16 protein-coding genes are annotated in these 23,673 nt (G+C 59.9%); all 16 read right to left on the reverse strand.

Annotation, left to right across the window (positions count from 1 at the left end; genetic code table 11):
• Nucleotides 1-271: 271 nt before the first annotated feature.
• The 16 genes from PZA18_RS15275 to PZA18_RS15350 all read right to left on the reverse strand — a co-directional run bounded on the left by PZA18_RS15275 (nt 272) and on the right by PZA18_RS15350 (nt 23,535).
• Nucleotides 272-700 (reverse strand): DUF4431 domain-containing protein, encoded by a 429-nt coding sequence (locus tag PZA18_RS15275; protein ID WP_284101728.1) that lies wholly within the window; start codon nt 698-700, stop codon nt 272-274.
• Between the two features lie 30 nt (nt 701-730).
• Nucleotides 731-1,216, reverse strand: coding sequence for an IS6 family transposase (locus PZA18_RS15280; protein WP_284101729.1), 486 nt, complete (start codon nt 1,214-1,216; stop codon nt 731-733).
• Between the two features lie 86 nt (nt 1,217-1,302).
• The gene (locus PZA18_RS15285; RefSeq protein WP_284101730.1) at nt 1,303-3,201 is read right to left on the reverse strand and encodes a S9 family peptidase; all 1,899 of its coding nucleotides are present in this window, start codon (nt 3,199-3,201) and stop codon (nt 1,303-1,305) included.
• A gap of 43 nt (nt 3,202-3,244) precedes the next feature.
• The gene (locus PZA18_RS15290) at nt 3,245-4,654 is read right to left on the reverse strand and encodes a nucleotide disphospho-sugar-binding domain-containing protein (protein ID WP_284101731.1); all 1,410 of its coding nucleotides are present in this window, start codon (nt 4,652-4,654) and stop codon (nt 3,245-3,247) included.
• Complete coding sequence (locus PZA18_RS15295; protein WP_284101732.1) at nt 4,641-5,798, reverse strand: alpha-hydroxy acid oxidase; 1,158 nt, start codon at nt 5,796-5,798, stop codon at nt 4,641-4,643. The genes PZA18_RS15290 and PZA18_RS15295 overlap by 14 nt, the downstream gene beginning before the upstream one ends.
• Nucleotides 5,782-6,798 (reverse strand): pyridoxal-phosphate dependent enzyme, encoded by a 1,017-nt coding sequence (locus tag PZA18_RS15300; RefSeq protein WP_284101733.1) that lies wholly within the window; start codon nt 6,796-6,798, stop codon nt 5,782-5,784. The genes PZA18_RS15295 and PZA18_RS15300 overlap by 17 nt, the downstream gene beginning before the upstream one ends.
• Before the next feature lie 6 nt (nt 6,799-6,804).
• Nucleotides 6,805-7,002 carry an MbtH family NRPS accessory protein gene (locus PZA18_RS15305; protein WP_284101734.1) on the reverse strand — a complete coding sequence of 66 codons (198 nt, stop codon included), beginning with the start codon at nt 7,000-7,002 and terminating at the stop codon, nt 6,805-6,807.
• Between the two features lie 32 nt (nt 7,003-7,034).
• Complete coding sequence (locus tag PZA18_RS15310; RefSeq protein ID WP_284101735.1) at nt 7,035-7,556, reverse strand: VOC family protein; 522 nt, start codon at nt 7,554-7,556, stop codon at nt 7,035-7,037.
• 25 nt (nt 7,557-7,581) lie between these two features.
• Entirely contained in the window at nt 7,582-8,922 is a 1,341-nt protein-coding gene (locus PZA18_RS15315; RefSeq protein ID WP_284101736.1) for an HlyD family type I secretion periplasmic adaptor subunit, read from the reverse strand.
• A 1-nt stretch (nt 8,923) separates the two neighbouring features.
• On the reverse strand, nt 8,924-11,068 hold the full coding sequence (locus PZA18_RS15320) for a peptidase domain-containing ABC transporter (protein WP_284101737.1): 2,145 nt from the start codon (nt 11,066-11,068) through the stop codon (nt 8,924-8,926).
• Complete coding sequence (gene bla / locus PZA18_RS15325; protein WP_284101738.1) at nt 11,038-11,982, reverse strand: class A beta-lactamase; 945 nt, start codon at nt 11,980-11,982, stop codon at nt 11,038-11,040. The genes PZA18_RS15320 and bla overlap by 31 nt, the downstream gene beginning before the upstream one ends.
• Nucleotides 11,983-12,071: 89 nt before the next feature.
• Nucleotides 12,072-13,310, reverse strand: a complete 1,239-nt coding sequence (locus PZA18_RS15330) for an aminotransferase-like domain-containing protein (protein WP_284101739.1) — start codon at nt 13,308-13,310, stop codon at nt 12,072-12,074.
• A 14-nt stretch (nt 13,311-13,324) separates the two neighbouring features.
• On the reverse strand, nt 13,325-14,269 hold the full coding sequence (locus tag PZA18_RS15335) for a hypothetical protein (protein WP_284101740.1): 945 nt from the start codon (nt 14,267-14,269) through the stop codon (nt 13,325-13,327).
• A 95-nt stretch (nt 14,270-14,364) separates the two neighbouring features.
• Nucleotides 14,365-15,801: a hypothetical protein gene (locus tag PZA18_RS15340; protein ID WP_284101741.1), complete on the reverse strand. Its 1,437-nt coding sequence runs from the start codon at nt 15,799-15,801 to the stop codon at nt 14,365-14,367.
• Nucleotides 15,802-15,931: 130 nt separating this feature from the next.
• The gene (locus PZA18_RS15345; RefSeq protein WP_284101742.1) at nt 15,932-16,843 is read right to left on the reverse strand and encodes a class I SAM-dependent methyltransferase; all 912 of its coding nucleotides are present in this window, start codon (nt 16,841-16,843) and stop codon (nt 15,932-15,934) included.
• The gene (locus PZA18_RS15350; RefSeq protein ID WP_284101743.1) at nt 16,840-23,535 is read right to left on the reverse strand and encodes a non-ribosomal peptide synthetase; all 6,696 of its coding nucleotides are present in this window, start codon (nt 23,533-23,535) and stop codon (nt 16,840-16,842) included. The genes PZA18_RS15345 and PZA18_RS15350 overlap by 4 nt, the downstream gene beginning before the upstream one ends.
• Nucleotides 23,536-23,673: the final 138 nt, after the last annotated feature.

Consider the following 23,673-nt stretch of genomic DNA (forward strand, 5'->3'; position numbering starts at 1 on the left):
ACAATCATCACATCCCACAAAAAGCCCTCAACTTCTTGTCTCCGATTGAGGCTATGAAACAGTGGCAGGTTAAACAGCCGGATCTGTTTACGAGGAAAGTTTATAAACAGGCGGAACCTGACACCTATAGCCATTGAAAAGTGGGATAAAAAAAATATAAAAATTAGCTTCTTTCCCATTGCCGAGCCCGCCACATTTCTGAAGTTAATGTTATTGCATTGCCAGGTATTGAATTCTGGCAGGACTCAATAGTTATAAAATTGAAAATCCCCTATTTCTCAACTGTGAGAAACTTTAGAAGAATCGGTGCGTGGTGATGTGCAGTGTGTGCCGAAAAAAGAGTACCTTTGATTTTAACTGATTTACCTAATAAAGGCCGAAGCTCCTGATATTCCTTTTGTCTTAGTAATAGTTGCACCAAAGAAACACCTGTCATTGGCGTACTGCCGGGCTCGCTTTGGTCGCCTACGGTGCAAATGGGATTTCTGACTACCAAATAGAATCCCGTTTCGGGATCATCACCATTCCTGATACTTTCGAAATTAGGAAGGCCCGGAAATGTTTTGCGAACCAACTTCCCTGAGAGTGTGACCACTTCTGGCTCGTATTTGAGGCATTCTGCATTCGCACATGACGTAAGAACCAAAGCGTAAAACAACAGGTAGCTTGCACGAGAAATTGACATGGCTTTTGAACGCATACCGTTAAATTCGTAGAAGAAGCTGAAAATTTAGTTCAGTTGCATTTCTGGCGGATCTGGATGGAGAGAACATCTTCCGCATTCAAGGCGACCAGCGCTGACTGATTGGAGCCGCTTTAATCGATGACAACCACTTGGTTGGCCATACTGAGCCATGGCTTGCTGAAAGCAACTCAGGGCAGCCGCATGATCCCGCTTGTCACAGAGCAGGACGTCCACGGTTTTGCCTTCGGAATCGACGGCGCGATAGACATACTGCCATTTCGCCGAGATATGGACATCGGTCTCAGCCATCCGCCACTTTGTACCCACTGCCTTTTTCTGTTGGCGAAACCGCTCAGTCAAGACCGGCAGAGAGCGGATCGCCCAGCGCTGTAGCGTACGATGATCCACCTGAACGCCTCGTTCGGCCATCATTTCCCCAATCTGCCGGTCACTCACGGAATAGGCCACAACCCAGCTGACACACTGCCGGAGGATTTCCACTGGAAACCGGAACCGTTTCACGTTCAACATCGATTTTCCCAACCGATTTGACCAGCCCATAGCTTACAAATGACCACTGATTGGTAGCTAATGCAACAGAACCCCTGATAGCGCCTTCAGAGTAGTACTCGCTTGTAAAATGCCAGTTCTTCTTCCACTACTTTCTTTATGGTCTCAGGGCGTCTAAAGCCATGTGACTCGCCAGCAAATGGAAAGTACGCGACCGGCACATCCCGAGCCAGCACGGCTTCGTACATACGAGAAGACTGCGACGGTGGCACCACTTTATCTTCCAGCCCCTGGAACAAGATAAGTGGCTTGTTCAGCCTGTCCAAGGCGTGGATAGGTGACCGCTCAATGTATCTTTGCCTCTCGGTCGGATAGGGGCCGATCAGCTTTTCCAGGTCGTGGGATTCAAACTTATGCGTCTCATGCACCAAAGATTCCAGATCGGCGATACCGTAGTGACTTGCCCCAGCTTTGAAGTCATCGAACTGGATCAAGGCAGACAAGGTGGTAAATCCGCCAGCACTGCCGCCACGGATTGCCATTCGAGACGCATCAACCTCGCCCCGCTCCACCAGAAATCTGGCACCGCAGACGGCATCCTGGCTATCCACGATTCCCCAGCGCTCGCGCAATCTTTGCCGGTATTGGCGTCCATATCCGGTACTGCCACCGTAATTCACATCGAGTACGGCGAAACCACGACTGGTCCAAAACTGGATCGAATACTTGAGCGTGCTGGTGGTCGCACCGGTCGGGCCGCCATGTACCATTACCAGCAACGGCGGTAATTTGTTGGCATGAGAAGAAAATTCAGGGTGACTTGGCCGGTAAAAGAAGCCATATGCCCGCTCTCCGTCACAACCCGGAAAGCTAATTGACTCGGGAATTGACAGATAGCCGGGTTCAATCTGGGTGTCGAGCGTACACCTGAGTGGCTGGCAATCGAGTGGTTCCAGTCCGACTTTAACGACGGCATGCGCTTGGTCCGGGGCGCCAGCAATCAGCACCGCATCATTGCCTATCATCTGCAGGGCATTGAAATCCCGGTAGGGCAAGTCAAAGGTCTGCGTGCGTCCGCTTTCCGGATCCAGCCGCGCCAGATGCCATTCGCCTCGCTGGCAGTAGCTGCAGACGATGTGGCCCGACGCATCAAACCCATAGCTGGACATGCCTAACGACCACTGTGGCCGGGCAAATTCCGCTTCTATGGTCCAAAGTGGCTCAATTTTGCCTTGCCGTTCTCTGTAGAGATTCCACCAACCGGTGGCATCCGATACCCAGTGCAGCTCACCTGACGGAGACCATTCCGGTTGAAAGATCGAGACTTCGGCCCCCCCATCAACCAGACGCTGGTCGCCTAGATGCCCGGCCGGCCCAAAATAGCCGCACCACAATTCGCAGCCATCCCACGGCATATTCGGATGTTTCCAGCACAACCAGGCTATCGCTACGCCATCCGGGCTCAAGACCGGTGAGGAATAGAAGTCATGCCCTTCTGCCAGTATCTGTTCCTCACCATCGTCCAGACGGATAGCAACCAGATAGTTCACCGGCGAAGCAGGCTGCGGTAGATGGCGCTCACAGACGGCAATCAGGCGGTTTCGGGCCGGGTCGTAGACCGGTTCCGCGTAACGCGACTCAGGCTGACGGCTGATCTGAAATACTTCGCCGTTACGCTCCCGGCAGTAGAGTTGCTGATCATCGGCATTCACAAAAAACACTCTGCCATCGCGGACTGAAAACTCACCGCCGCCGTATTCATGCACATCGCTACGGGCTTGAAACGGTGCATTCAGCAAGGTCTGCTCGGTACCATCCGGAAAACGGCAGACGACGGCCATTCGCCCCCCCTCGGTGGGACGGCTTTCATTCCAGTAAATACGATCGTTTTCGACAGCCAGCTGACCAAAGCGAAGACAATGGCGCGCCAGAATGTCTGAGGACACGGGAGAGGGCCAGTAACCGTATTCCACGGTATTGGCGGAACTTTCATTAGGACTGTTCATCAACGACTTTCAAAATGGATGGCCGAGCAAGGTCTGCCGCTAGTCAGGCATATTCAGGTTGCGTACTGGCGGGGACCAGATCATGCAGTCGATCCTGGCTTGGTAACCCCGCATACTGTTCAAGGGTCAACGCCACCTTTCCCTCCTCCTCATAATTCCGGAACACACGCTGAAAGTGCGCGGCCTGTCTTGAAAATTCAGGCTGACCCAGTATCTGCTGGATCTGGGCATGCAAAGAGGTCGCTGTTGCTGTGGCGGGGTCGGCGACCAGACCAAGACCGTGATAGGCAATGCGGGCGGCCATTCCCGGCTGGTCCGCATATTGGGGCAGTACCAGAAGCGGCACCCCACACCACAGTGCCTCTTTGGTCGAATTGGCGCCACCGTGGTTGATCAGCAAGTGTGCCTGCGCCATAGCCGAGAGTTGCGGTGCCCACTCGGTAATCTGGATGCGCTCAGGCCAATGACTACGGGACTGCTTCAAGTGCAGGGCGGCCTCGGCATGGCCTGTTGCCAAAACCAGCCGCCAGTCGGACGCGGCCAGAACAGCCTGGAGGACACTCTGATATAGCGCCAGCTTGTGGGGGCTCATCTGTTTACCCACGGTTCCCAGATTGCAGTAAATCAGCGGGCCCTCCCCTGGCGGGGGGGTGAATGCCTGGGTGGCGCGTTGCAGATCAAGGCATGGCCCCAAATACGCTACGCCAGTGGGTAAGGGTCTGGCACGAGGAAAGTCGAATTCTGCCGCGTGAAGTACCAATTCCGGTACGGAGCGGAAACTCAAATCAAACGCCAGAGGGCGAGTACGGTTCTCCTGCTTCAAGCAAAACCCCGTATGACGCGCGGCCAGTAATAAGGCTGAGCGATGGGAGATACCATATCGCCACTGTTGCCACAGGCAATCCACCCGATAGCGGAGGTAGCGCGCACGCATACGCCACCATTCCCATTCCACTCGCACCCTTCCCTGCCAGTCATGGGTAGGCTTCAGACCACAGGTATACGGCGGGACCCAAGGGTCGTAACTCAGCAGTGGTTTGGTACTGAAAGACACTGCAGGCAGGTTCTGGCGCTGAAAAAAAGGATAGACACCCAGCTGGAATGGCTGAAACAACAGCAAGTCGGGCTTGAAGGTGGCGGCGACTGCAGCCGCCCCTTGCTCAGCCACGCTTAGCCAGTGGTCAAACTCTGCCAGGCGGGCTGGTTTGGGGAGTTTGAATAACGCATCCTCATCCGGGCTATCCAGCCAGGGGGCGGGTAGATGGCTGAAGCCTGCCGCCTCAATCGCCGCAGGCGAACCAGCACTCAGAAAAGCCACCTGATGCCCGCGCAGCTGCAGGCGACGTGCAACGCCCAGCACGGCATGCAAATGGCCTGTGTGCTCGCCGACGACAAACAGAAAGCGCCCCCATCGACGTGTTGTGGATGGGTGATTCGATTCAGCAGATCCCATACATCCCTTTCTCTCGCCATTGTCCGGCCTGTGCCACCGACACCATGCCCAACAGCGACATGGCCCGGGCCACATCCTGCTTTAACAAGGCAATCAGGTGCTCGACCGCCGCTTCGCCACCGCTAGCCAGGGCAAACAAAAATGGACGCCCCAGGAACACCATGCCTGCCCCCATGGCAATCGCTTTCACGATGTCCTCCCCGCTCCGGACCCCGGAATCCAGCAGCAAACTCGCAGCCGGGATGCCACCGGCAGACATCGCCGGCAGCATGCTGAGCGGCGCCGGCGCTGAATCGAACTGCCGGCCACCATGATTGGATACCACCACCGCATCGAATCCGAGTCCAAGTGCTTGTTGGGCATCTTCAGCGGCCAGCACGCCTTTCAGTATCAGCTTTCGCGGCCAGCGCTCACGTATCCTGGCCAAGGTGGCCCAGTCCAGTGTTCCGCCGGTCTGCCAGGCCATCAACGACGAGAAGGACAGCGCGGCCTGATCCTCGCCGGGCATGGCCAGATTGGGGAAGGTAATCGGCCCTGCCAGCACCCGTCGCGCCGCCCAGTGGGGATGACAGAGGGTGGTGACGATATTTCCAAGACTGGGCCGCAAAGGCAGCTTCAAGCCATGCCTTAAATCTCTCAATCGTTTGCCTGGCGCAGCCACGTCCGCCGTCACCACCAGAACGGGGCATCCTGCCCGCTCTGCCCGATCAAGCAGACTGTTGGCGGCGCTGGTGGATTTCGGCGCATAAAACTGAAACCAGGGCGCTTGCCCGAGCGCATCCGCAATCTGCTCCAAAGGGGTGTTGCTGGTCGCGCTTAAAACAAACGGTACGCCGCAACGCGCCGCCACACGCGCCAGCATCTGATCGGCTTGCGGATGAACCAATCCACATAGGCCCAGGGGGGCAATACCGAACGGCACCTCAAATCGTTGCCCCATGCAATCCACCGAAAGATCCTGCTGGGCATGGCACGCCCCCAGGCGCGGCACCAGTTCGACGCGGGCGAAGGCAGTGGCATTACGCGCCAGCGCACGTTCAGACCCTGCGCCGCCGTCGATGAAATCAAAGGCATATCGCGGCAGGCGACGACGGGCACGCTGGCGAAAGTCATCGACCGTATGAAAATCAGCAAACAAGGACATGGTTTTCTATCTGACCGCCAGACGCAGACAACGCCGGTTCGGCCATTGCGGGTAGCAGGAAATCTGCAAAATCCCGTTCAGGGCGGGTAAATGGCGTTTGCCAGGTCCCCCCCGAACACCAGAACAGGGCGGGTTCGGGGTCTGCCAGCAGGGCAGCAAACGCACGGCCGGCATAAGTCTGGTCCAGCGCCACATTGTGATGCTGCACAAACAGCGCAGAGGCGTGCTGTGCGGCGTCCGAAGCCTCACCGTAAGCGGCAGAGGTGCTGCTGTTGACGACATGCAGCCGCTCCAGAACGGCTGTGACGGCCGGCGCATCCCCTGTCCAGGCAGCAAAGGCCTCGTCCAGCAAAGTTTCGAAAGCTTCTGCCGAGGCAGGGGTATCCGCCGATACGCCGACGGCAACCACCTGCAACGGCGACTTGGCCAGCGCCAATCCGAAGGCCAGACCCAGTGCCAGGCGGCCCGTCGCGGCGGCCACATAAACCCGCTTCGGCTTGGGTTCCAGTTGCCTCACCTGCGAAGCCAGTTCGAGCCCCGCCGCGATATAAGCTCGCGGTGCCAGCGGATGAGTACCACCAAAGGGCAGCAGGAAAGGTCTTGCCCCCTGTGCGCGCAAATCGTCAACAAAGCGAAGCACCCAGGGGCTGCTGCTGCGCAGTGAGACCCCATCTGGGGCGGCGTGATAATGACAACCGTACGTCATCCCCAGATTCATGGCCTGCCGGGCCCCGGCGGACGCCACCTGCCGCCGAACCAGGGCATGGCAGGAATAGGCGGCCTGATGGCAGGCGTACGCACTGGCAGCCACCAGCGAAGACCCCGCGCTGGCAAGGCAAACCAATGTATCCGCGCCGGCTTCTGCCATCAGCGGCAACACCACATCCAGCAAGCGCCACTTGGAACAGCCAGCCCCCGCACTCAAACGATCATCCCATTTGATGAAGGTAGGCGTCTGGCGCCAGGCAAGACGCTCAATGGGGGTAATGGGAAGCGACACGTCGCATCAACCCAGCTGCGGACCAGACCAGTTTTGTTCGATCCAGCTCAGGCATTCAGCCCGGCTCCCCTTCATGTCCAGAGGGTCCCAGCCTGCAGGCAAGGTTTTTACTGAAGGCCAGATCGAATGGTCGCCCTTGGCATTGCGTACCACCAGATAGTGTTCGAAGGGGTCGCGTTCATCGTTTGTTTGAACCGTAGACATCGGTTGCATTCCTCTAATGTGTGACAGGATTCTCAATAAAGTTTGCCGGCTTCCAGCGTCCGGAAGAGCCGTTCGACAGAACGGTCGGTAAAGGCCCCGCCGCGACGCTCAATCAATTCGTAGCGCACTTCCGAGTCAGGTGTCCGACCCAGGAAAACCTGACGGATGCCGTGATCAACGATCATGGGGGTATCCATCACAATGCCGTTTGCTTCCAGACTGGCTACGGCCCGGTCCAGATCTGACACGGCCAGCGCCACATGCTGGACCCCCTGACCATGACGGGCGATGAATTGCGAAACCTGAGACGCTTCGCACATGCCTTGCACCAGCACGACCACCGCCTTGCCTGCCTTCATGACGGCAGACCTCATAGCCGTATGTTCGCCGGTCGTGACTCTGCGGCTGACTTCCGTGAAGCCCAGTGCCCGGCTGTGCCACGCTACGGCAGCATCCAGATCTTCAACGGCGATGGCGACATGATCGAGTTCCAGAATCAAGTCTTGAATACTGGCCAAAGCGGGCTGTGAATGGGGAGTGGTAAGCGTTTCCATATTTGTTTTTGCCTCGTAGAAAGGATCAGGATTCCTTGCCTGCCGTTTGCAGGGTTTGTACCAACGGCGTCGTCAGGTACTCGATGTAGCGGCGCTGCCCGGTTTTGATTTCGACGGTGGCTCGCATACCGGGCATCAGCTTGATCCGGCCACTGCGCAAGACCTCCTGCTGCGGATCAATCGTGACGCGCACACGATAATTGCTGCTCTGAGGATCGGTGCCGATGGCGTCGGCAGATATGCCATCCAGACGTCCGGCAACGGTTCCGAACTTGTTGAACGGGTAGGCGGCCAGCTTGATGGCAACCGCCATGCCCGGCCGGACCTTGGCAACATTGGTGTTGGCCAGCTCTGCCTCGACCGAAAGCAGAGCCTGACGAGGCACCAGCGACAGGATCTGGCTGCCCGGCGCCACCACCGCACCCGCCGCATGGACTTTCAGATCGGTCACATACCCCTCGGCCGGGGCCGTCAAGCTGGCATTACGGCTTTCCTGCTCGGCCTTGGTCAGCTCATTGGCAATCAGTACGACCTCTGACTCGGCCTCGGTCTGACGTTCAAGCATGTCTGCATTGAAACTGCTCCGGGCGGCAGCCAGCTGGTTCTGCAATCGGGCCATCTTGTGCTCGGCCTGAGTCAGTCGGCGTCCTGCGGCCTCCAGATCAAAGCGTTGCTGGATAGCCTGCTGCTCGGTTTCGAGCAGCTTGAACTTCGACACATAGCCAGTCCCTGCCAACTCCCGGGTGCCGACCAGCAATTTTTCAGTAATCTGCAAGGATTGCGCTGCGCGCTTCTGGTCTGCCCTGGCAACCTCCAGTTCATCACCCAGTTGCTGTTGTTCCCGTGCCAGATCCTGCAGGCGCTGACGCTGCATCAGTACCGTCTGGCGAACAATCGCATCGTCCCGGGCAAGCAAGGTGGCAGGGATGCCTTCTGACTCCACCCCTGACAAAATCGCCCGATAGCGAGCGGCCTTGCGCTGGGCATTCTCAAGACGCTCGCGCGTTTGCTGAAGATTGGAATGGCTGACGGTCGTGTCAAAATCGAGCAACGCGGCGCCGTTGCGCACCAGCGTTCCTTCCGTCACATGAATCCGCTTGACCACGCCGCCATAAGGCACCTGAACCGGGGTAACGTAACCATGCGGAATGACACGGCCCTCGGCGACAACCACCGTATCCACCCAGCTCAGATAGGCCCACAGCGTTCCGGCCACCAGCAAACCCAGGCATAACCATAAAACGGTTCTCCCAAGCGGACTGGGTGGGCGCTCATTCAGGGCCATGATTTCTGGCAGAAAATCGTAGTAATCCGGACGCGATGACGTCTGCTTTGCTTGCCGGCGGGGAAAGAAAGACGATTCCATCTCAATTCACCGCCTGCATGGACCACATGTCGGCATAACGACCACGACTTGCCAGCAAAGTATCGTGATTGCCCATTTCGACGATGCGCCCCTGTTCGAGAGTGATAATGACGTCGCACTGGCGTACGGCGGACAGCCGGTGCGCAATGATCAACATGGTGCGGCCGTGAGCGATCTGCTGCAGGTTGCGCTGTATCACCTGCTCGGTTTCCACATCCAGCGCGGAGGTCGCCTCGTCAAAGATCAACAAGCTGGGATTGCGCAGCAAGGCGCGGGCAATGGCAATCCGCTGCCGCTGTCCGCCCGAGAAATTACTCCCCCGTTCTTCCACTGCCGTGTCGTAGCCTGCGGGCAAGGCACTGATGAACTCATGTGCGCCGGCCAGTCGCGCCGCTTCCATCACCTCTGCCAACGATGCCTGGGGATGACCAAAAGCGATGTTGTCGCGGATGCTGCCCATGAACAGCATGTTCTCCTGCGCGACCACCCCGACCTGACTGCGCAAGGAAGCAGGGTCGATAGTCGAAATATCCACGCCATCCACCAGCACACGGCCCTCGGTAGGCAGATACAGCCGCAAAGCCAGCTTGGCCAGCGTTGACTTGCCCGAGCCGGATTGACCGACCACCCCAATCATCTGGCCAGGTTCCACCCGTAAACTGATGTTCGACAGCACATCCTTGCCATCGGGTTGATAGCGGAAGGCAACATTTTCCATGTCGATCTGACCACGCAGTTTGGGCATGGCAACCTGGGTAAGGCTGGTGACTTCCGGGCTCGCATTCAGAATGTCACCCAGACGCTCCACCGACAGCCGCATCTGCTGGAAGCGTTGCCACAGCTCGGCAATGCGCAGGATGGGCGCCGTCACTTGCGAGGCAAGCATATTGAAAGCCACCAGCTGCCCCACGGTCAGCCGCTCGCCCATGACTTCGAGCGCGCCGAAGTACAGAACCAGCAGGAACGAAAACTTGGAAATGGTCTGGACAGTGCCACCCACCCACAGCCCCAGCTGTTCCACAGCAAAACCCGACTTGACATAGCTGGCAAGCCGCCGCTCCCAGCGGTGCTGCAGCAAGGGCTCAACGGCCATGCCTTTGACGGCCTCGACGCCGTGAATCGACTCAATCAGGAAGGCATTGACCTCTGCCCCCCGCTCAAATTTCTCGTCGAGCTTGCGTTTGAGGATTGGCGTTGAAATCACACTGACCACCACATAGCCCAGCAGCGACAGGGCAACGATGCCAGACAGCATTGGGGAATACAGGAACATCGCCACCAGGAATACCGTGGCAAACACCAGATCAATCAGCAGCGTAATGGCGGATGAGGTAATGAACTCGCGGATGTTTTCGAGTTCGCGCACCCGCGACAAGGTGTCGCCCACCCGGCGCGACAGAAAATACGCCACGGGCAGCGAGAGCAGATGCCGGTAAAGCCGCGCACCCAGCTCGACATCCATGCGGCTGGTGGTATGAAACAGGATGTAGCCGCGCACGGTACGAATCACCGTATCGAACACGATCAGGCCCGCCATGCCCACACAGACCACCAGCAGCGTCGCCATCGCGCGATGCACCAGCACCGTGTCAATGACCATCTGGAACAGTAAAGGCGTTGCCAGGGCCAGCAGCTGCAAGGCTACCGACGCCAGCATCACCTCCACAAACGGCTGGCGAAAACGCAGCATGGCCTGGGTAAACCAGCTGATATCAAACTTCGGCTGGCCGCTCTGTTGTGCGCCAGCCGCTACCAGAACCACCTCGCCAGCCCAGCGCTCGCTGAAGGCAGCCAGGCTTAACGACTCCGGCCTTCCTTCGCGTGGATCGTGATACAGCACCTGACCATCGACCACTGCGGCAATGACGGCGAAATGACCATCCCGCGTGGGAACAATCGACGGCTGCGGCAAGTCGGCCAGACCCTCCAGCGCCGGCTTGACGCGGCGGGCGCGGTGGCCAAGGCGTTGGACCAGGCTCACCAGATCCTGGGCATTGATCAAGGGACGATTGGCCTGCACATGCCGTAGCGACAAATATTCAACCGGCAGGTGTAACAAGCGCATGGCCAGAACGAGTGAGGCCAGCCCGGTATCGAGAGGTTGGTCTTGCGGGTTCATGGCTGATTGCCGGTCTGGCTCGCCCATTTGCCGATTTCCTTGCTTACCGCAGCGATCAACGCTTCGCGCTCGACATGGGCAAGCTTGCTGGGTCCGACCAGCACAGCGGTCAGAATCTTGCGGCCGCCCGGAGCGTAGATGATGCCGACATCGTGCGTTGCCAGATTGATGCCGCCGGGCAGCTCGCCGGTGCCAGTCTTGTGTGCGAGCTTCCAGGTCTCGGGTATGCCCGCCCGCAGGCGTTTACGACCGGTTTGAACCTGCGCCATCTTCTCGAGCACGATGCGGGTGGACCGTGCAGACAGCAGTTTGCCTTCGGTCAACCGTTGCAGAAGGGTGATCAGCGCCGCACCGGTGGCCGTGTCCCGTTCGTCTTTCAGCGAGACCTCACTGGGCAGTTTGTCCTGATCCGTTGTGATCTGGCGCTCGAAGCGATCAACCCGGATACCGCTCAGCTGATGACGTGCCAGGAAGCGGTTGACGGCCTCCGGGCCGCCGATCGCCTTCAACAACACATCGGAAGCGGTGTTGTCACTTTCCATCAGCGCTTCATCGGCCAGCTCGCTATAGCTCATGCGCTGGGGGCCTTTTTCAGCCAGTGTCTCGGCCAGGGGGCTGTAACCTCCAACCGCCTGAGCCGGGGTGATGGTAATCACCCGATCCAGCTTGAAGCCTTTGTCCGCCGCATCATAAGCCGCCAGGACAATCGGCAGCTTATAAACGCTCATCATGGTCATTGCCCGTTCGGCATTGATCATGACCGTGCATTGGCTGCTGGGCTCCAGCACGGCCACCGCTACCGGCGTCTGTGGCTGGCGCGCCAACACCTGCTCAATATTGCTCCCTAACTCCGGACAGGCAGCAAGGGCCGAGGCACTGATGGTTGCCAAGGCCAAAGCCAGAAACCCTAAACGCAAGGGGGTGGAAATTCGCAGTGTCACGTTCATTACCTGAAAGACTTTCTATCTAATAAATTGCAAATCAATGTGCCGATCCAAGCGTGGTCAAGGCAGGCCGCAACCTTGCGGCTTCACACCACTTCAGCCACGGCCAGCTTGGTCTCGATAAACCTGGCCAGGCGCTCGACGCCGCGCTCGATCGTGTCTGCATCGGCATTGCTGAAGGCAAGGCGGATCTGCCTGGTCTGATTCCCCACCGTGGAAAATGCCTGCATCGGCATCACCAGCACCTGATGCTGCGACATACAGCACTCGAACTCGACCTGGCCAAACTCGAACGGCAGGTCAAGCGCCAGAAAGAAGCCGCCTTCGGGAATCTGCCAGCGGATGCCGCGTTGGCCGCTAGGGCCGAAATGGCGAATCAATGCCGCAACCAGCGCATCACGGTTGGCCGCAAGCTGATTGCGGCGGGGCGCAATCCAGCGTTCCAGGGAATAGGCTTCCTGCTGCAAAAGACCCGCCAGCATGGCCTGGGTGATCGGTGACGTCGCCACCGACAGATAGCTCTTGATGGAAGACAGCCGCTGGGCCAGACGCGTGCCTTGCGCGTCCTGATGATCTGCCAGTAATACCGCGAGCCTCAGGCCGGGCAGGACTGACTTGGCAAACGACTCGATATAAACAACCCGCCCCTGCTGATCCAGTTGCTTGATTGCCGGCAGCTGGGTGCCTTCGTAGCGATACTGGCGATAGGCGGCGTCTTCAACGATGAAGAAGTCGTACTGCGCGGCCATTGCCAGCAGACGCTGCCGCTCCGCCAGGGTCATGACGCGTGTGGAGGGATTGGCGAAATCGGGAATCACATAAACACAGCCAATCGGCTTGCCGGGCCCCTCAAGCCGGGCTTGCAGGCGATCCAGAAACTGCGCGTCGTCGAGGGCGGTTTCCAGCGCAACGCCCATGGCATCGGCCGCCCCGGCAAAGCCGACGTAACAGGGGTCGGGCGCAAAGGCGACTTTGTCTCGTCCCGCCAGGCCTGCCAGACAGATTGCCATGGCCTCCTGTGCGCCGTTGCTGATCAGGCAGCTGGCCGCCTCGGCCCCGGCAAAACCGGCTTGCTGCAGATATCGGGCCACATGCTCACGCACCACGCCATTGGTATCGCTGTATTGGCCAAGCTCAGTCCATTGCTGTTGCCGGCCAGCGGGTGTGGCGTGGCTATGCTCGATGAAATGCTGTAGCCAGCCTGTGGCAGGCATGGCATCCACGCTGTGCTGGGGTGGCCGGCCGGCCAGAAAGGAAATAGCTGCAGGATAACGCCGGGTGGCTTCATTCAGCAGGTTCATGGTGTCGGTAATTGCCGCGCACATGGTGCAGTCCCCGCTCAGGCTGGCTGTGCCGCAAGGCCGCCAAGGTGGGTCGCGAAATGCGTGTAGACCGGGTCATCGCCCCAGTACGGCGTCGGGTTGACATCGACGATGTAGATCTCGTTGTCTTCGTCGATCAAAAGATCCAGCGAGCCGAAATCCAGACCGAACGCATCAGCAAAGCGGATCGCCTGTTCGAAAGCCCGTTGCTGTTGCGGGCTGATGATGCTCGGCAGCTCTTCGTGGCCATACATGGAACGGGTGATACGGATATCCCGTCGTTCCGACGCATCGCGGTTGATGCGCTTGACGATCTCTTGCGATTTGCCTTCGCACAGAATGCAGTTTTCACCCGCCATGAACACGCGGAAGAACAAGCCATCGCGCCTTTCCACAAAGCGTTCGATCAACAGTTCGGGCGCTTGCCATAACTCAGCCGGGACTTCGGCGACGGTCATGGTCGGATATTCGGTCATGCCGGCAACTCTTGAGCGCTTGATGTTGCCCAGGCCAAGCTTTTGCAGCACCGTATCTTCGAGCCGGAACTCGGCACGCCCCAGCGCATTGACATCGGTCTTGATCATGACCCGTGCCTGGGGCGATAGCTGGTTTGCATCCAGCACTTGGGTGGAGGGCAGCCCGTTGCGACGGCATACGCGATGCATGCTGGACTTCCGGGTATCCCGGATCCGGCCATTCCAGACACTGCCGCCCGAGCCGATGATCAAACGGATAAAGTCGTCCATGCCATCAATCACCTCGCCCCAGAGGCTGATGTCGATGTGCAGCAGAACCGTCGGCCCGGCGCCCGTCAGCCGCAGGACCTGGTGCGCCACCTGCACCCAGTGCATACCGGGACTGACATAGATCACCGGTGTACCCGGATACAGATGCGAGGCCAGATAGCCCCCCCAGCCATTGGCGGCAACAATCACGCTTGGCAACACATTATCTTTACTCATCGGCTCTTCCTGAATCAATTCGGTGAATATTCGGCAGAAGGTGGCCAGCCACCTTCTGCCGGGCCGGGGACTGCTCCCCCCGGCCCTACCGGTTATCAAGCGTCAAACGAACGACGCTTGTTGGCCGGCAAGCCCTCTTGCCCTGCGGCCGAGAGCAAGGACATCGCTTCACGCCCATAAGGCTTGTCTGCCGCTTCGAGCGCGGTGCCGCCGGTCTGGTTGTGGAACGAGGCTTTGGCCTGAACCAGCAGGCTGAGCTGCTTGTCCAGCTGGGTGGCCACATCCACAACATGGCTGGCGCGTTGGCCTGGCTCGACCGAAGTCAGCACGTCTGCCACTTGCGGACGCTTGCCCTTGCGAGCGGCTTCAACGATCTCAGCAGCCTGCGGACGCTTGCCACCACGAGCAGCTTCGACGATGTCAGCCGAAGCAACTTGAGGACGCTTGCCCTTGCGAGCGGCTTCAACAATCTCAGCAGCCTGCGGACGCTTGCCACCACGAGCAGCTTCGACGATGTCGGCCGAGGCAACTTGAGGACGCTTACCCTTGCGAGCGGCTTCAACAATCTCAGCAGCTTGCGGACGCTTGCCACCACGAGCAGCTTCGACGATGTCAGCCGAGGCAACTTGCGGACGCTTGCCCTTGCGAGCGGCTTCGACGATGTCAGCCGAGGCAACTTGAGGACGCTTGCCCTTGCGAGCGGCTTCAACAATCTCAGCAGCCTGCGGACGCTTGCCACCACGAGCGGCTTCGACGATGTCAGCCGAGGCAACTTGAGGACGCTTGCCCTTGCGAGCGGCTTCAACGATCTCGGCAGCTTGTGGGCGCTTACCTGCGCGAGCGGCCTCGACGACTTCAGCAGCTTGAGGACGCTTTTTCTTCTTGCGGCCTTCTACAGCGTCAATCGCGTCATCAATTTCCACCAGCGCGGCTTGCGGACGCTTGCCACCACGAGCGGCTTCGACGATGTCAGCCGAGGCGACTTGAGGACGCTTGCCCTTGCGAGCAGCTTCAACGATCTCAGCAGCTTGTGGGCGCTTACCTGCGCGAGCGGCCTCGACGACTTCAGCAGCTTGAGGACGCTTTTTCTTCTTGCGGCCTTCTACAGCGTCAATCGCGTCATCAATTTCCACCAGCGCGGCTTGCGGACGCTTGCCACCACGAGCGGCTTCGACAACTTCAGCAGCTTGAGGGCGCTTTTTCTTCTTGCGGCCTTCTACAGCGTCAATTGCGTCATCAATTTCTACCAGCGCAGCTTGCGGACGCTTGCCTGCGCGAGCGGCCTCGACAACTTCAGCAGCTTGAGGGCGCTTTTTCTTCTTGCGGCCTTCTACAGCGTCAATTGCGTCATCAAAGTCAACCAAAGCGGCTTGCGGGCGCTTGCCACCACGGCCAGCCAGTTCAACATCCAGAACCAGGCCGGACTGAGGACGCTTGCCGCGTGCTGCGGACAGCTCTACGTCGATTACAGCGCCCAAAGCCGGCGCCTTACCCTTACGACCGCCTAACTGAGGTACGTTTGTGGGAGTCATTTGTTTCTCCATTGATAAAAAAAACAGCCATCTTTGATGGCACCTGATAAGCCAACCTGGCCAGACATCTGCCAGATTCGCCTATGGGTGATGCCGGCATTTCACCGGCAAATTCCTCGACGTACCCAAGTCAGGCAGCCCATTGGGGCGACTGGCCTTTGCGTAATAGATAAAACTCAAACAGGGCATGCCTGGCAGGTGTTGCGGCAACACTCGACAACACCTCGAAACCCTGCATCTCAAACCATGCAGCCGGTAACTGAACCGGTGTGTGACCAAACACCAGGCAGTAACCGCCTGCGCGTAATGTGCTGGCGGATGCCAGAAACAGGCTTGCAGCATCGGCAGCTGTCACGACTTCAACATTCAGATGGCGTAGCACCAACAGATCGACCGACTCGGCGGCCGGGGCCGGTTGAATGCTGTCACCGCAAAACACTTGATCAACCCGCTGCCTGGCCAAGGCCGCCATACCGGGATTGCGATCCTGGCCGATGGTGACCAAACCGCCGTAGGCTTGCTTGAGCCCACTCAGAAAAGCACCGGTCGAACAGGCCGGGTCGTAGACCACGCCCCGTTGCAGACCAAGCTGTTCCAGCAAACTCACGGCGGTAGCGCGGAAATACACTTCGTCGCGGTCAAGCTCTTCAGCGAAGTCCGGGTCCGGATCCCAGGCGTCTGGCGGAGGCACCGACTCTTCTCCACCCGGCAAAATCTTGGCAAAGGGATAGCTGAGGCTGGCCTGTGGGTCTTGTGCGGCCTGCTCGAACAGACGGCTGATCTCGTTGTGTGGCAGCGGTTGGTAGTAGGCGGTGTAGCCTTGTGCCGTCACCCGGGTGGCCAGTAAGCGGCCTTTCACCATATGGGCTTCCACCAGGCTGCACTTGCGCACCGGGCCTTCCGGCTCGAATCGGGCTTCGCTCTTGATACCCACCAGCTCGACGCCGGCAACTTTCAACAAAAACAGGTCGTAGGGTTTCTCGGCAAAGCCGATCACCAAGCTGTTGACCGGCAAGGAAGTCAGGGAAACGCGGTCGTTCATTGCGGGGATTCCTCCAGAGCAGCCCGTATTGCCAAAGCGGTACTGGCCAAGAATTCAGGTTTGAATAGATCGTGATGAACACCCTGCAGCGGACGCAGCGTCAGATCCGGTAGATGTCGGGTAGACCAGCCATTGGCAGGGCCGAGGGCCGAGGTGTCGTCTTCGGCTTGCAGCAAGACCACTCTGCCGGGATACGGTGCTGGCGTGGCCGCCAGCGCCAAGGCGGTGTTATGGCGAATCTCGTCGCGCAGCGCTTCGGTCGGTGCTGCAGCGTCGTGCTGTAGCATCAGGGCGTGCTGGCCCGCCAGCTGGTAGCTGTCAATCAGCAGAACCGTCTCAACCGTGCTGCCATGCGCACGCATCTGGCGAGCCATTTCCAGCGCCACCACACCGCCGAATGACCAGCCCCCCAGCATCACAGGCCCATCGCCGGCCAGGCTGCGTACCCACTCCACGTAGAGGCGCGCCATTTCGGCCAGGCTGGCAAATTTGTCGCGTTCCAGCTGGCGTGGGTTGCTGAAGGCGTAGATCGGCCGCTCTGGCAGGAACTCGCCAAGCGTGGCATAGCAAAGCGCCATGCCTTCCACCGGGTGGATCAGGAACAGCGGCGTGGCACTTGGCGCGGCAGGTTCGCTGACCACCAGAACGTGATCGCGTCCTGACCCCCCTGCACCCGAGTGGATCGCTTCGGCCATGCCAGCGACCGTCGGAAATTTGAACAAGTGGGTCACTTCCACCTTGGCACTGGCATCCAGCCTTCGCCGTACGGCCAGAACCAGGCGCATGGCGGCCAGCGAATGCCCACCACTAGAGAAGAAATTGCTGTGCCGATGGGTAGGTGCGCTACCCATTACTTCGGTCCAGGCTGCCCACACGGCCTCTTCCACCGGATTTTGCGGGCCTTCCTGCGGACCCTCACTGGCAGTGGCGGTAACCGGCAACGCCGCCAGTGCCCGGCGATCCAGCTTGCCGTTGGCATTGACCGGCAATGCGGTATGCATCCGGATCGGCAGCGTCAAGCCATAGGGCAATTCAGTACTCAACCATTGCGGCAAGGCTTCCACCACGGCCGGATCGGCACCGTCGCGCAGGCAAAGGTGCGCGGTCAGGGTCGAAGTCGTGCCCGCTGCGACCACGACCGCCGCATCGCGCACCGCAGGGTGTCTCGCCACGATCTGTTCCAGCATGCCCAGATCAATCCGCTGGCCCCGTAATTTGATCTGTCGATCCTTGCGCCCGTGAAATTCCAGCAAACCATCGGCACGCAAAATGGCGCGATCACCGGTGCGATACATCAGGCTGCCGGGCTCGCCCCAGGGGTTGGGCAGGAAGGCCTCTGCCGTCGCGGCTGCCGCGCCCACATAGCCTTGGCACAGGTTCTCGCCCGCCAGATACAGGTCACCCTCCACACCAACCGGTGTCGGGCGCAGCCACTCGTCCAGCAGATACACGCAGGCTCCCCCACTGGGCTGCCCGAGCGGGACTCTCTGCGCCTCACCATCTTCAGGTCGACACAGGTGGTCCACGACGCTGATCGAAGCTTCGGTCGGGCCGTAACCTTGCCAGAGTGCTGCAGACAGGCCTTGGGCAAACCAGCGGCGGACCAGGCTGGCAGGCAGGGTCTCGCCGCCACTCACCACCGCTTTCAGGCTGGCCAGCTGATCCGGCCTGGCCGCATCCAGCAATAGCTCAAGCAATGAAGGAATCAGGTGCAGGGTATCGACACCATGCAGTCGGATTTGCTCGGCAAAATCAGAGAAGTCACGTAGCGACGTCTCGGAGGCAATCACCACCGTTCCCCCCTGTACCAGAGGGAAAAGCAGCTCCCACAGACCAATGTCGAAACCTGCTGCCGCATTGGCGAGCAACACCGGCTTCTGACTGCCGTAAAGGCTGGCGGTGGTGCGAATCCGCTCCAGCAACCCGGCCTGATGGCACAGCACTGCCTTGGGTTGCCCGGTGGAACCCGAGGTGAACAGAATCATCCGACCCGATGCCTTCACCGCTGGCGGCACCCCGCCAACACCAGCCAGGGGCTGGGGGGGTAGCGGTGTGCCGGGGAGTGCCGCATCGCCATCGGCCAATAGCCAATCCGGCTGAACCAGTGCCGCGCAGGCCTGACGTATGGCCGGTGGATGGCCCGCATTCAGCACAGCGGGTATCGCGCCCAGATGCCACAAGGCCAGCAGGTTGATGGCCAGACGGGCTGAGCGTGGCTGCATCAGCAGCACGACCTGACCACAGGTGACGCCCGCTTTGCTCCAGCTCGCCGCGCAGGCTTCAATTTCTGCTGCCATTTCCTGATAAGTCCAACGCCGGTCGGCGTCGATCAGCGCCAAGGCCGTGGGAGCGGTCTGACCCTGCAGGGCGATGGCGGCATGCAGCGTCCGGTCGCCTTGCGCGGGGGCGGCGGATTGCAGTACCGGCAGCAATGGCCCCGGCAGATTGGCCAGCACGCCGTCAGGCTCGTTGATCATGGCGTCGAGCAGGCCGCGATAGATCCAGGTCAGGCGCTCGACTTCGGCTGGCGCGAAATGGGCGGTATCGAAGTTGAAATGCAGTTCCAGCGCCTTGCCCGGCAGCACGATCAAGCCAAACGGATACTCGGTTTTCTCATCGCAAAAGCGGTCGATGATGTCGAGCCCCCCGGTTTTGCCTTGCGGCAGATTGTTTTCCGGGTAGTTTTCAAAGGCGATCAGACTGTCAAACAGGCGCTCGTCACCATAGCGACGGCCGCGCCATTGGCCGGCAATCTCGGCCAGCGGCAGGTCTGCCTGTCGGCTGGCTTCGGCCAGAGTACGTTGGGTTTGCCGCAAAAACTCGCTGACCCGCTGACCCGCCTGATGACGTAAGCGCAAGGGAATGGTGTTGATGAAAAGGCCAACCATCTGCTCCGAACCATCCAGCTCGGGCGGCCGTCCCGACACCGCCACGCCATGAATCACGTCGCTACGGCCGGTCTCCATGCCAAGCATCAGGCTCCAGGCGGCTTGAATGATGGCGTTGACGGTGATTTCACACTGACGGGCCAGTTGGTTGAGGCCCTCGGTTTTTTCCGGCGTCAGCTTGATCCGCCAGGTATCAAATCGTCCTTCGGTATCTGGGCTGTGCCGTGAAAACAGCGTCGGCGCGTCATAGCCATCCAGATAATCACGCCAGAAGGCCGGGTTACGTCGTGCCGCACCGTGGTGCCGCAGCCATGTCAGATAGTCGCGATAAGGCCTTGGGCGCTGAGGAGGCAAAGCACGGCCTTCAACGGTGGCCGCATAGTGCTTGAACACATCGCCCCAGATCAGCGACAGGCACCAGCCATCCAGCAAGATATGGTGGTGACTCCACACCAGAAAATGTCGCTCTGGGGTCAGGTGGATCAGGTTGAAACGCCAGAGTCCGGGTTCGCGCAGGTCAAAGGGCAAGCTCCGATCGGCATCCATGAAGGCGGCCAGCCTGGCTTCGATGGCGGCTTCATCCGTGCTGCAATCCTGCCAGTCATGCTCACACACGCCATGACGGGTTTTGGCGGCGATGTGCTGAACCGGGCTTTCCAGCCCTTCCCAGGCATATCCCGTGCGCAAGGCTTCATACCGACCGACAACGGTCATCCAGGCATCGACCAGCGCCTGTCTTTGCAAAGGGCCGTGCAGTTCAATCAGGTTCTGGTTGAAATACGCATCCGACTCCGGCCAGTAGATTGAGCGCAGCAGCATCCCTTCCTGCATCGGCGCCAGCGGATAGGCGTCGGCGGCCTGCGCCAGTGGTCCGGCCAGTGGCCGCGAAGACGGCAACCCGCTGTCCGGAAAATCCTGCGCCAGACGCTGCGGACCTTGCGTGTGACAGCCCTCGTCCAGCGCCTGCAGCGTCGGCGCCATCAGCCGGGAAACCAGCGAAGCCTGGCCACTCCAGCAGAATCGCAGCTGATCTGCCTCCAGCAAGGCCACCAGTAATAGCTCATCCTCTACCGCCAAGGTCTGGGCCAGCAGTTCCAGATATTCAGCTGTCCAGTTCAAAGTGGTGTCTGTCGGTGGCGTCACGGCCAGCACCCGGCAGTTCTGCGCCGGCTCATCCGCAAACTCGGGGGCGCCGGGCAGACCACTGCGCAAGCTACGCAGTGCCATGAACTGCTCGCTGGCCATATGCCAGTTGGCCAGTGATAGCACCGGGGCAACTTCAAGCGCCAGACGACCGAAGCAATGCGATAGCTCCCAGCCCGTCTGCGCTGCCCAGGCACGACTTTCCGGCAGGCGGCAGCGCACGCGCTTCACGCCGGTCGCCGCCATGGCGGTCAGTGCAGCGGCGCTGATCAGATCAATCAGCGGATCCTCTGCCCCGCCAGAGCTGGTCTGACGCTGCTGCCAGTTGGCAGGCAGCGCAAAGTGGCCACTCTGGCAGTACGGGTTTGCGGTGGCCTTGGCGCCAGCGGCAGGGCGCTCCAGAGACGGGGCTGGCAACTGACGGGCGTTGTCAGCCCACTGCCGGAAATCAACACTGCTGATGCCCTGGTCTTTGGCCTCCAGCAAGGAAGCCAGGCGAGGCAAGCTCGACCAGTCGGCACTGTGCGGCGGCAAGGCCAGCATCAGTTTCTGACCATCGCGGGCAGCCGCAAAGGTTCGCTGGGGAGCGGCCGCCAGTTCGGCCACCAGCCGGTTGAGTGTGGCCATGCCCGTTGCAGGCAGTCGCAAGCCTGGCTGTAAGCCGGGCTGCCGATTCAGCAGCAACTGATCCAGTCTGGCCAGCCCGGCCTCCACCTCCCCTTCCGGGGCTTTCCAGTCGAGAACCGCCACAATGCAGTCCTGAGCGGAGAACCCGTGTTGCCACAGGGCAACTGAAGCAGGAGCGGGTTGTGTATCAACCTGTGCATCCGAAATGCCCTGTGCCTGGGCCGCCAACGCACGGACCGTAGGATGCGCAAAGACATCGTTCACCTCAAAGCGCAGACCTTGCGCACGCGCACGCGCCACCAGCTTGATGGCCAGAATCGAGTCGCCACCTGCGGCAAAGAAGTTCGTGCTGGCATCGATTTCCGGCAGGCCCAACAGGTTTTGCCAGATGCTGGCCAGCGTCTCTTCCCGCTCGCCACTGAGCGGAACCGTACCGGCAGCGGCACGTACCGGCTTGGGCAATGCGTTGCGATCAAGCTTGCCATTGACCGTTGTCGGCATGGTGGCAAGGCCGATCCACACCGCCGGGACCATATAAACCGGTAGTGCCTTGGCAGCCGCCGTGCGCAATTCGGCTTCTATCTCGGCCAGCGACCGGCCTGCGGAAGGAACGATATAGGCCATTAGCTGGCGTGGCTCATCGCTGACGATGACGGCTGCCTGGCTGACACCGGAGTGTTTGCGCAGAACTTCTTCAATCTCGCCCAACTCGATACGGAAGCCCCGCAGCTTGACCTGCATGTCGCGCCGGCCAAGATATTCGATGGCACCGTCGGCATGGCGACGGACAATGTCACCGGTTCGATACATCCGGGCACCCGGCAACGCGGAGAACGGGTCGGGAATAAAACGCTCGGCCGACTGGGCAGGGCGCCGCAGATAGCCAGCGCCGACGGCAATGCCTCCCAGATACAACTCCCCCTCGGCCCCGACCGGCGCCGGGGTCAGATCATCCCGCAAGACATGGGCGTCTACGTTATCGATCGGCAGGCCAATGGGCACAAATCCGTAGTCCTGCTCCGGGTCGAAACGCCAGGCGGTGACATCAATCGCCGCCTCCGTCGGACCGTAGTAGTTATACAACGCGGCATCAAGGCGCTGGCTGCAACGCAAGGCAGTGGCCTTGGGCAGGGCTTCGCCGCTGCAGACAATGGCACGCAACGAGGCACAGCCTTCCAGCGAATCCTGATCCAGAAAGGCATCGAGCAAGGTCGGCACGAAGTGACAGAGGCTGACCTGATGCCGCGCAATCAGCCCTGCGAGACGATGCGCGTCACGCGCATCCTCGGTGTCGGCAATCACCAGCGTCGCGCCGGTCATCAGCGGCAGCAGCTGTTCCCATACCGAGACGTCGAATCCAAATGCCGTCTTGTGCAGGATGCGGTCATCCGGCCCGACCTGCAGCGCATCGCGCATCCACACCAGACGGTTGTACAAACTGTCATGGCGGATCGCACAGCCCTTAGGCTGGCCGGTCGAACCGGAGGTATGAATGATGTAGGCGTAGTCAGATACCTGGCGGGCTGCCAACGGCAGGGCATCGCTCGCAACAGCCGGTGCTGCGGCACCCAGATCGAGCGCCTGGTCGATGCCAAGGGCTTGGGCCGTGGCGGATGTGGCTACCAGCAGGGCCTGGCCGCAATCATCGAACTGCCGGCGCAAGCGCTCGGTGGGGTGGTCCAGGTTCAGCGGCAGGTAGCAGGCACCACAATGCAGGGCGGCCACCACGGCCACCATCCGCTCTACGCCCGGTGGCAAGGCAATCGCTACCGCCGTGCCCGGTCTGGCGCCTGCCGCCATCAGAATTCGGCTGCCGTGCACCACCCGCTGCCAGAAGGCACGGTAACTCAGCACCTCATCGCGGTAGACCAGCGCGGTCCGGTCGGAATATTGCTGCACTGCGCGTTCAATCAGAACGTCTACATAGGCATCGGCAGGCAATTCGACGCGACGGCCATTCCAGACCTGGTAGCGCATCAATTCATCGTCATCAGCAGCCAGCAGTAACGAGAGCGAGTCGTCGAAGTTAGTCATGCTATCGGGTCATTCCTTGTTGTTAGGCGCTGTTGACGTTTTGTTTCCGGTCGCGCCGGGCCGGAGGGTTTCGCCGGATTTGGGCCTGCTGCGGCGTTGAAAATCACTTGCTTAGTCCACTAAGCGGCGCGCTTTTCG

It is taken from the genome of Parachitinimonas caeni (assembly GCF_030129945.1).
Taxonomy (GTDB): Bacteria; Pseudomonadota; Gammaproteobacteria; order Burkholderiales; family Chitinimonadaceae; genus Parachitinimonas; species Parachitinimonas caeni.

Excerpts from the sequence above, each read along its gene's own strand:
- PZA18_RS15320 (WP_284101737.1), bottom strand. The coding sequence starts at position 11,068 with ATGGGCGAGCCAGACCGGCAATCAGCCATGAACCCGCAAGACCAACCT.
- PZA18_RS15285 (WP_284101730.1), bottom strand. The coding sequence starts at position 3,201 with ATGAACAGTCCTAATGAAAGTTCCGCCAATACCGTGGAATACGGTTAC.
- PZA18_RS15350 (WP_284101743.1), bottom strand. The coding sequence starts at position 23,535 with ATGACTAACTTCGACGACTCGCTCTCGTTACTGCTGGCTGCTGATGAC.
- PZA18_RS15335 (WP_284101740.1), bottom strand. The coding sequence starts at position 14,269 with ATGAGTAAAGATAATGTGTTGCCAAGCGTGATTGTTGCCGCCAATGGC.
- PZA18_RS15275 (WP_284101728.1), bottom strand. The coding sequence starts at position 700 with ATGCGTTCAAAAGCCATGTCAATTTCTCGTGCAAGCTACCTGTTGTTT.
- PZA18_RS15345 (WP_284101742.1), bottom strand. The coding sequence starts at position 16,843 with ATGAACGACCGCGTTTCCCTGACTTCCTTGCCGGTCAACAGCTTGGTG.
- PZA18_RS15330 (WP_284101739.1), bottom strand. The coding sequence starts at position 13,310 with ATGTGCGCGGCAATTACCGACACCATGAACCTGCTGAATGAAGCCACC.
- PZA18_RS15310 (WP_284101735.1), bottom strand. The coding sequence starts at position 7,556 with ATGGAAACGCTTACCACTCCCCATTCACAGCCCGCTTTGGCCAGTATT.
- PZA18_RS15340 (WP_284101741.1), bottom strand. The coding sequence starts at position 15,801 with ATGACTCCCACAAACGTACCTCAGTTAGGCGGTCGTAAGGGTAAGGCG.
- PZA18_RS15290 (WP_284101731.1), bottom strand. The coding sequence starts at position 4,654 with ATGGGATCTGCTGAATCGAATCACCCATCCACAACACGTCGATGGGGG.
- PZA18_RS15315 (WP_284101736.1), bottom strand. The coding sequence starts at position 8,922 with ATGGAATCGTCTTTCTTTCCCCGCCGGCAAGCAAAGCAGACGTCATCG.
- PZA18_RS15280 (WP_284101729.1), bottom strand. The coding sequence starts at position 1,216 with ATGTTGAACGTGAAACGGTTCCGGTTTCCAGTGGAAATCCTCCGGCAG.
- PZA18_RS15305 (WP_284101734.1), bottom strand. The coding sequence starts at position 7,002 with ATGTCTACGGTTCAAACAAACGATGAACGCGACCCCTTCGAACACTAT.
- PZA18_RS15295 (WP_284101732.1), bottom strand. The coding sequence starts at position 5,798 with ATGTCCTTGTTTGCTGATTTTCATACGGTCGATGACTTTCGCCAGCGT.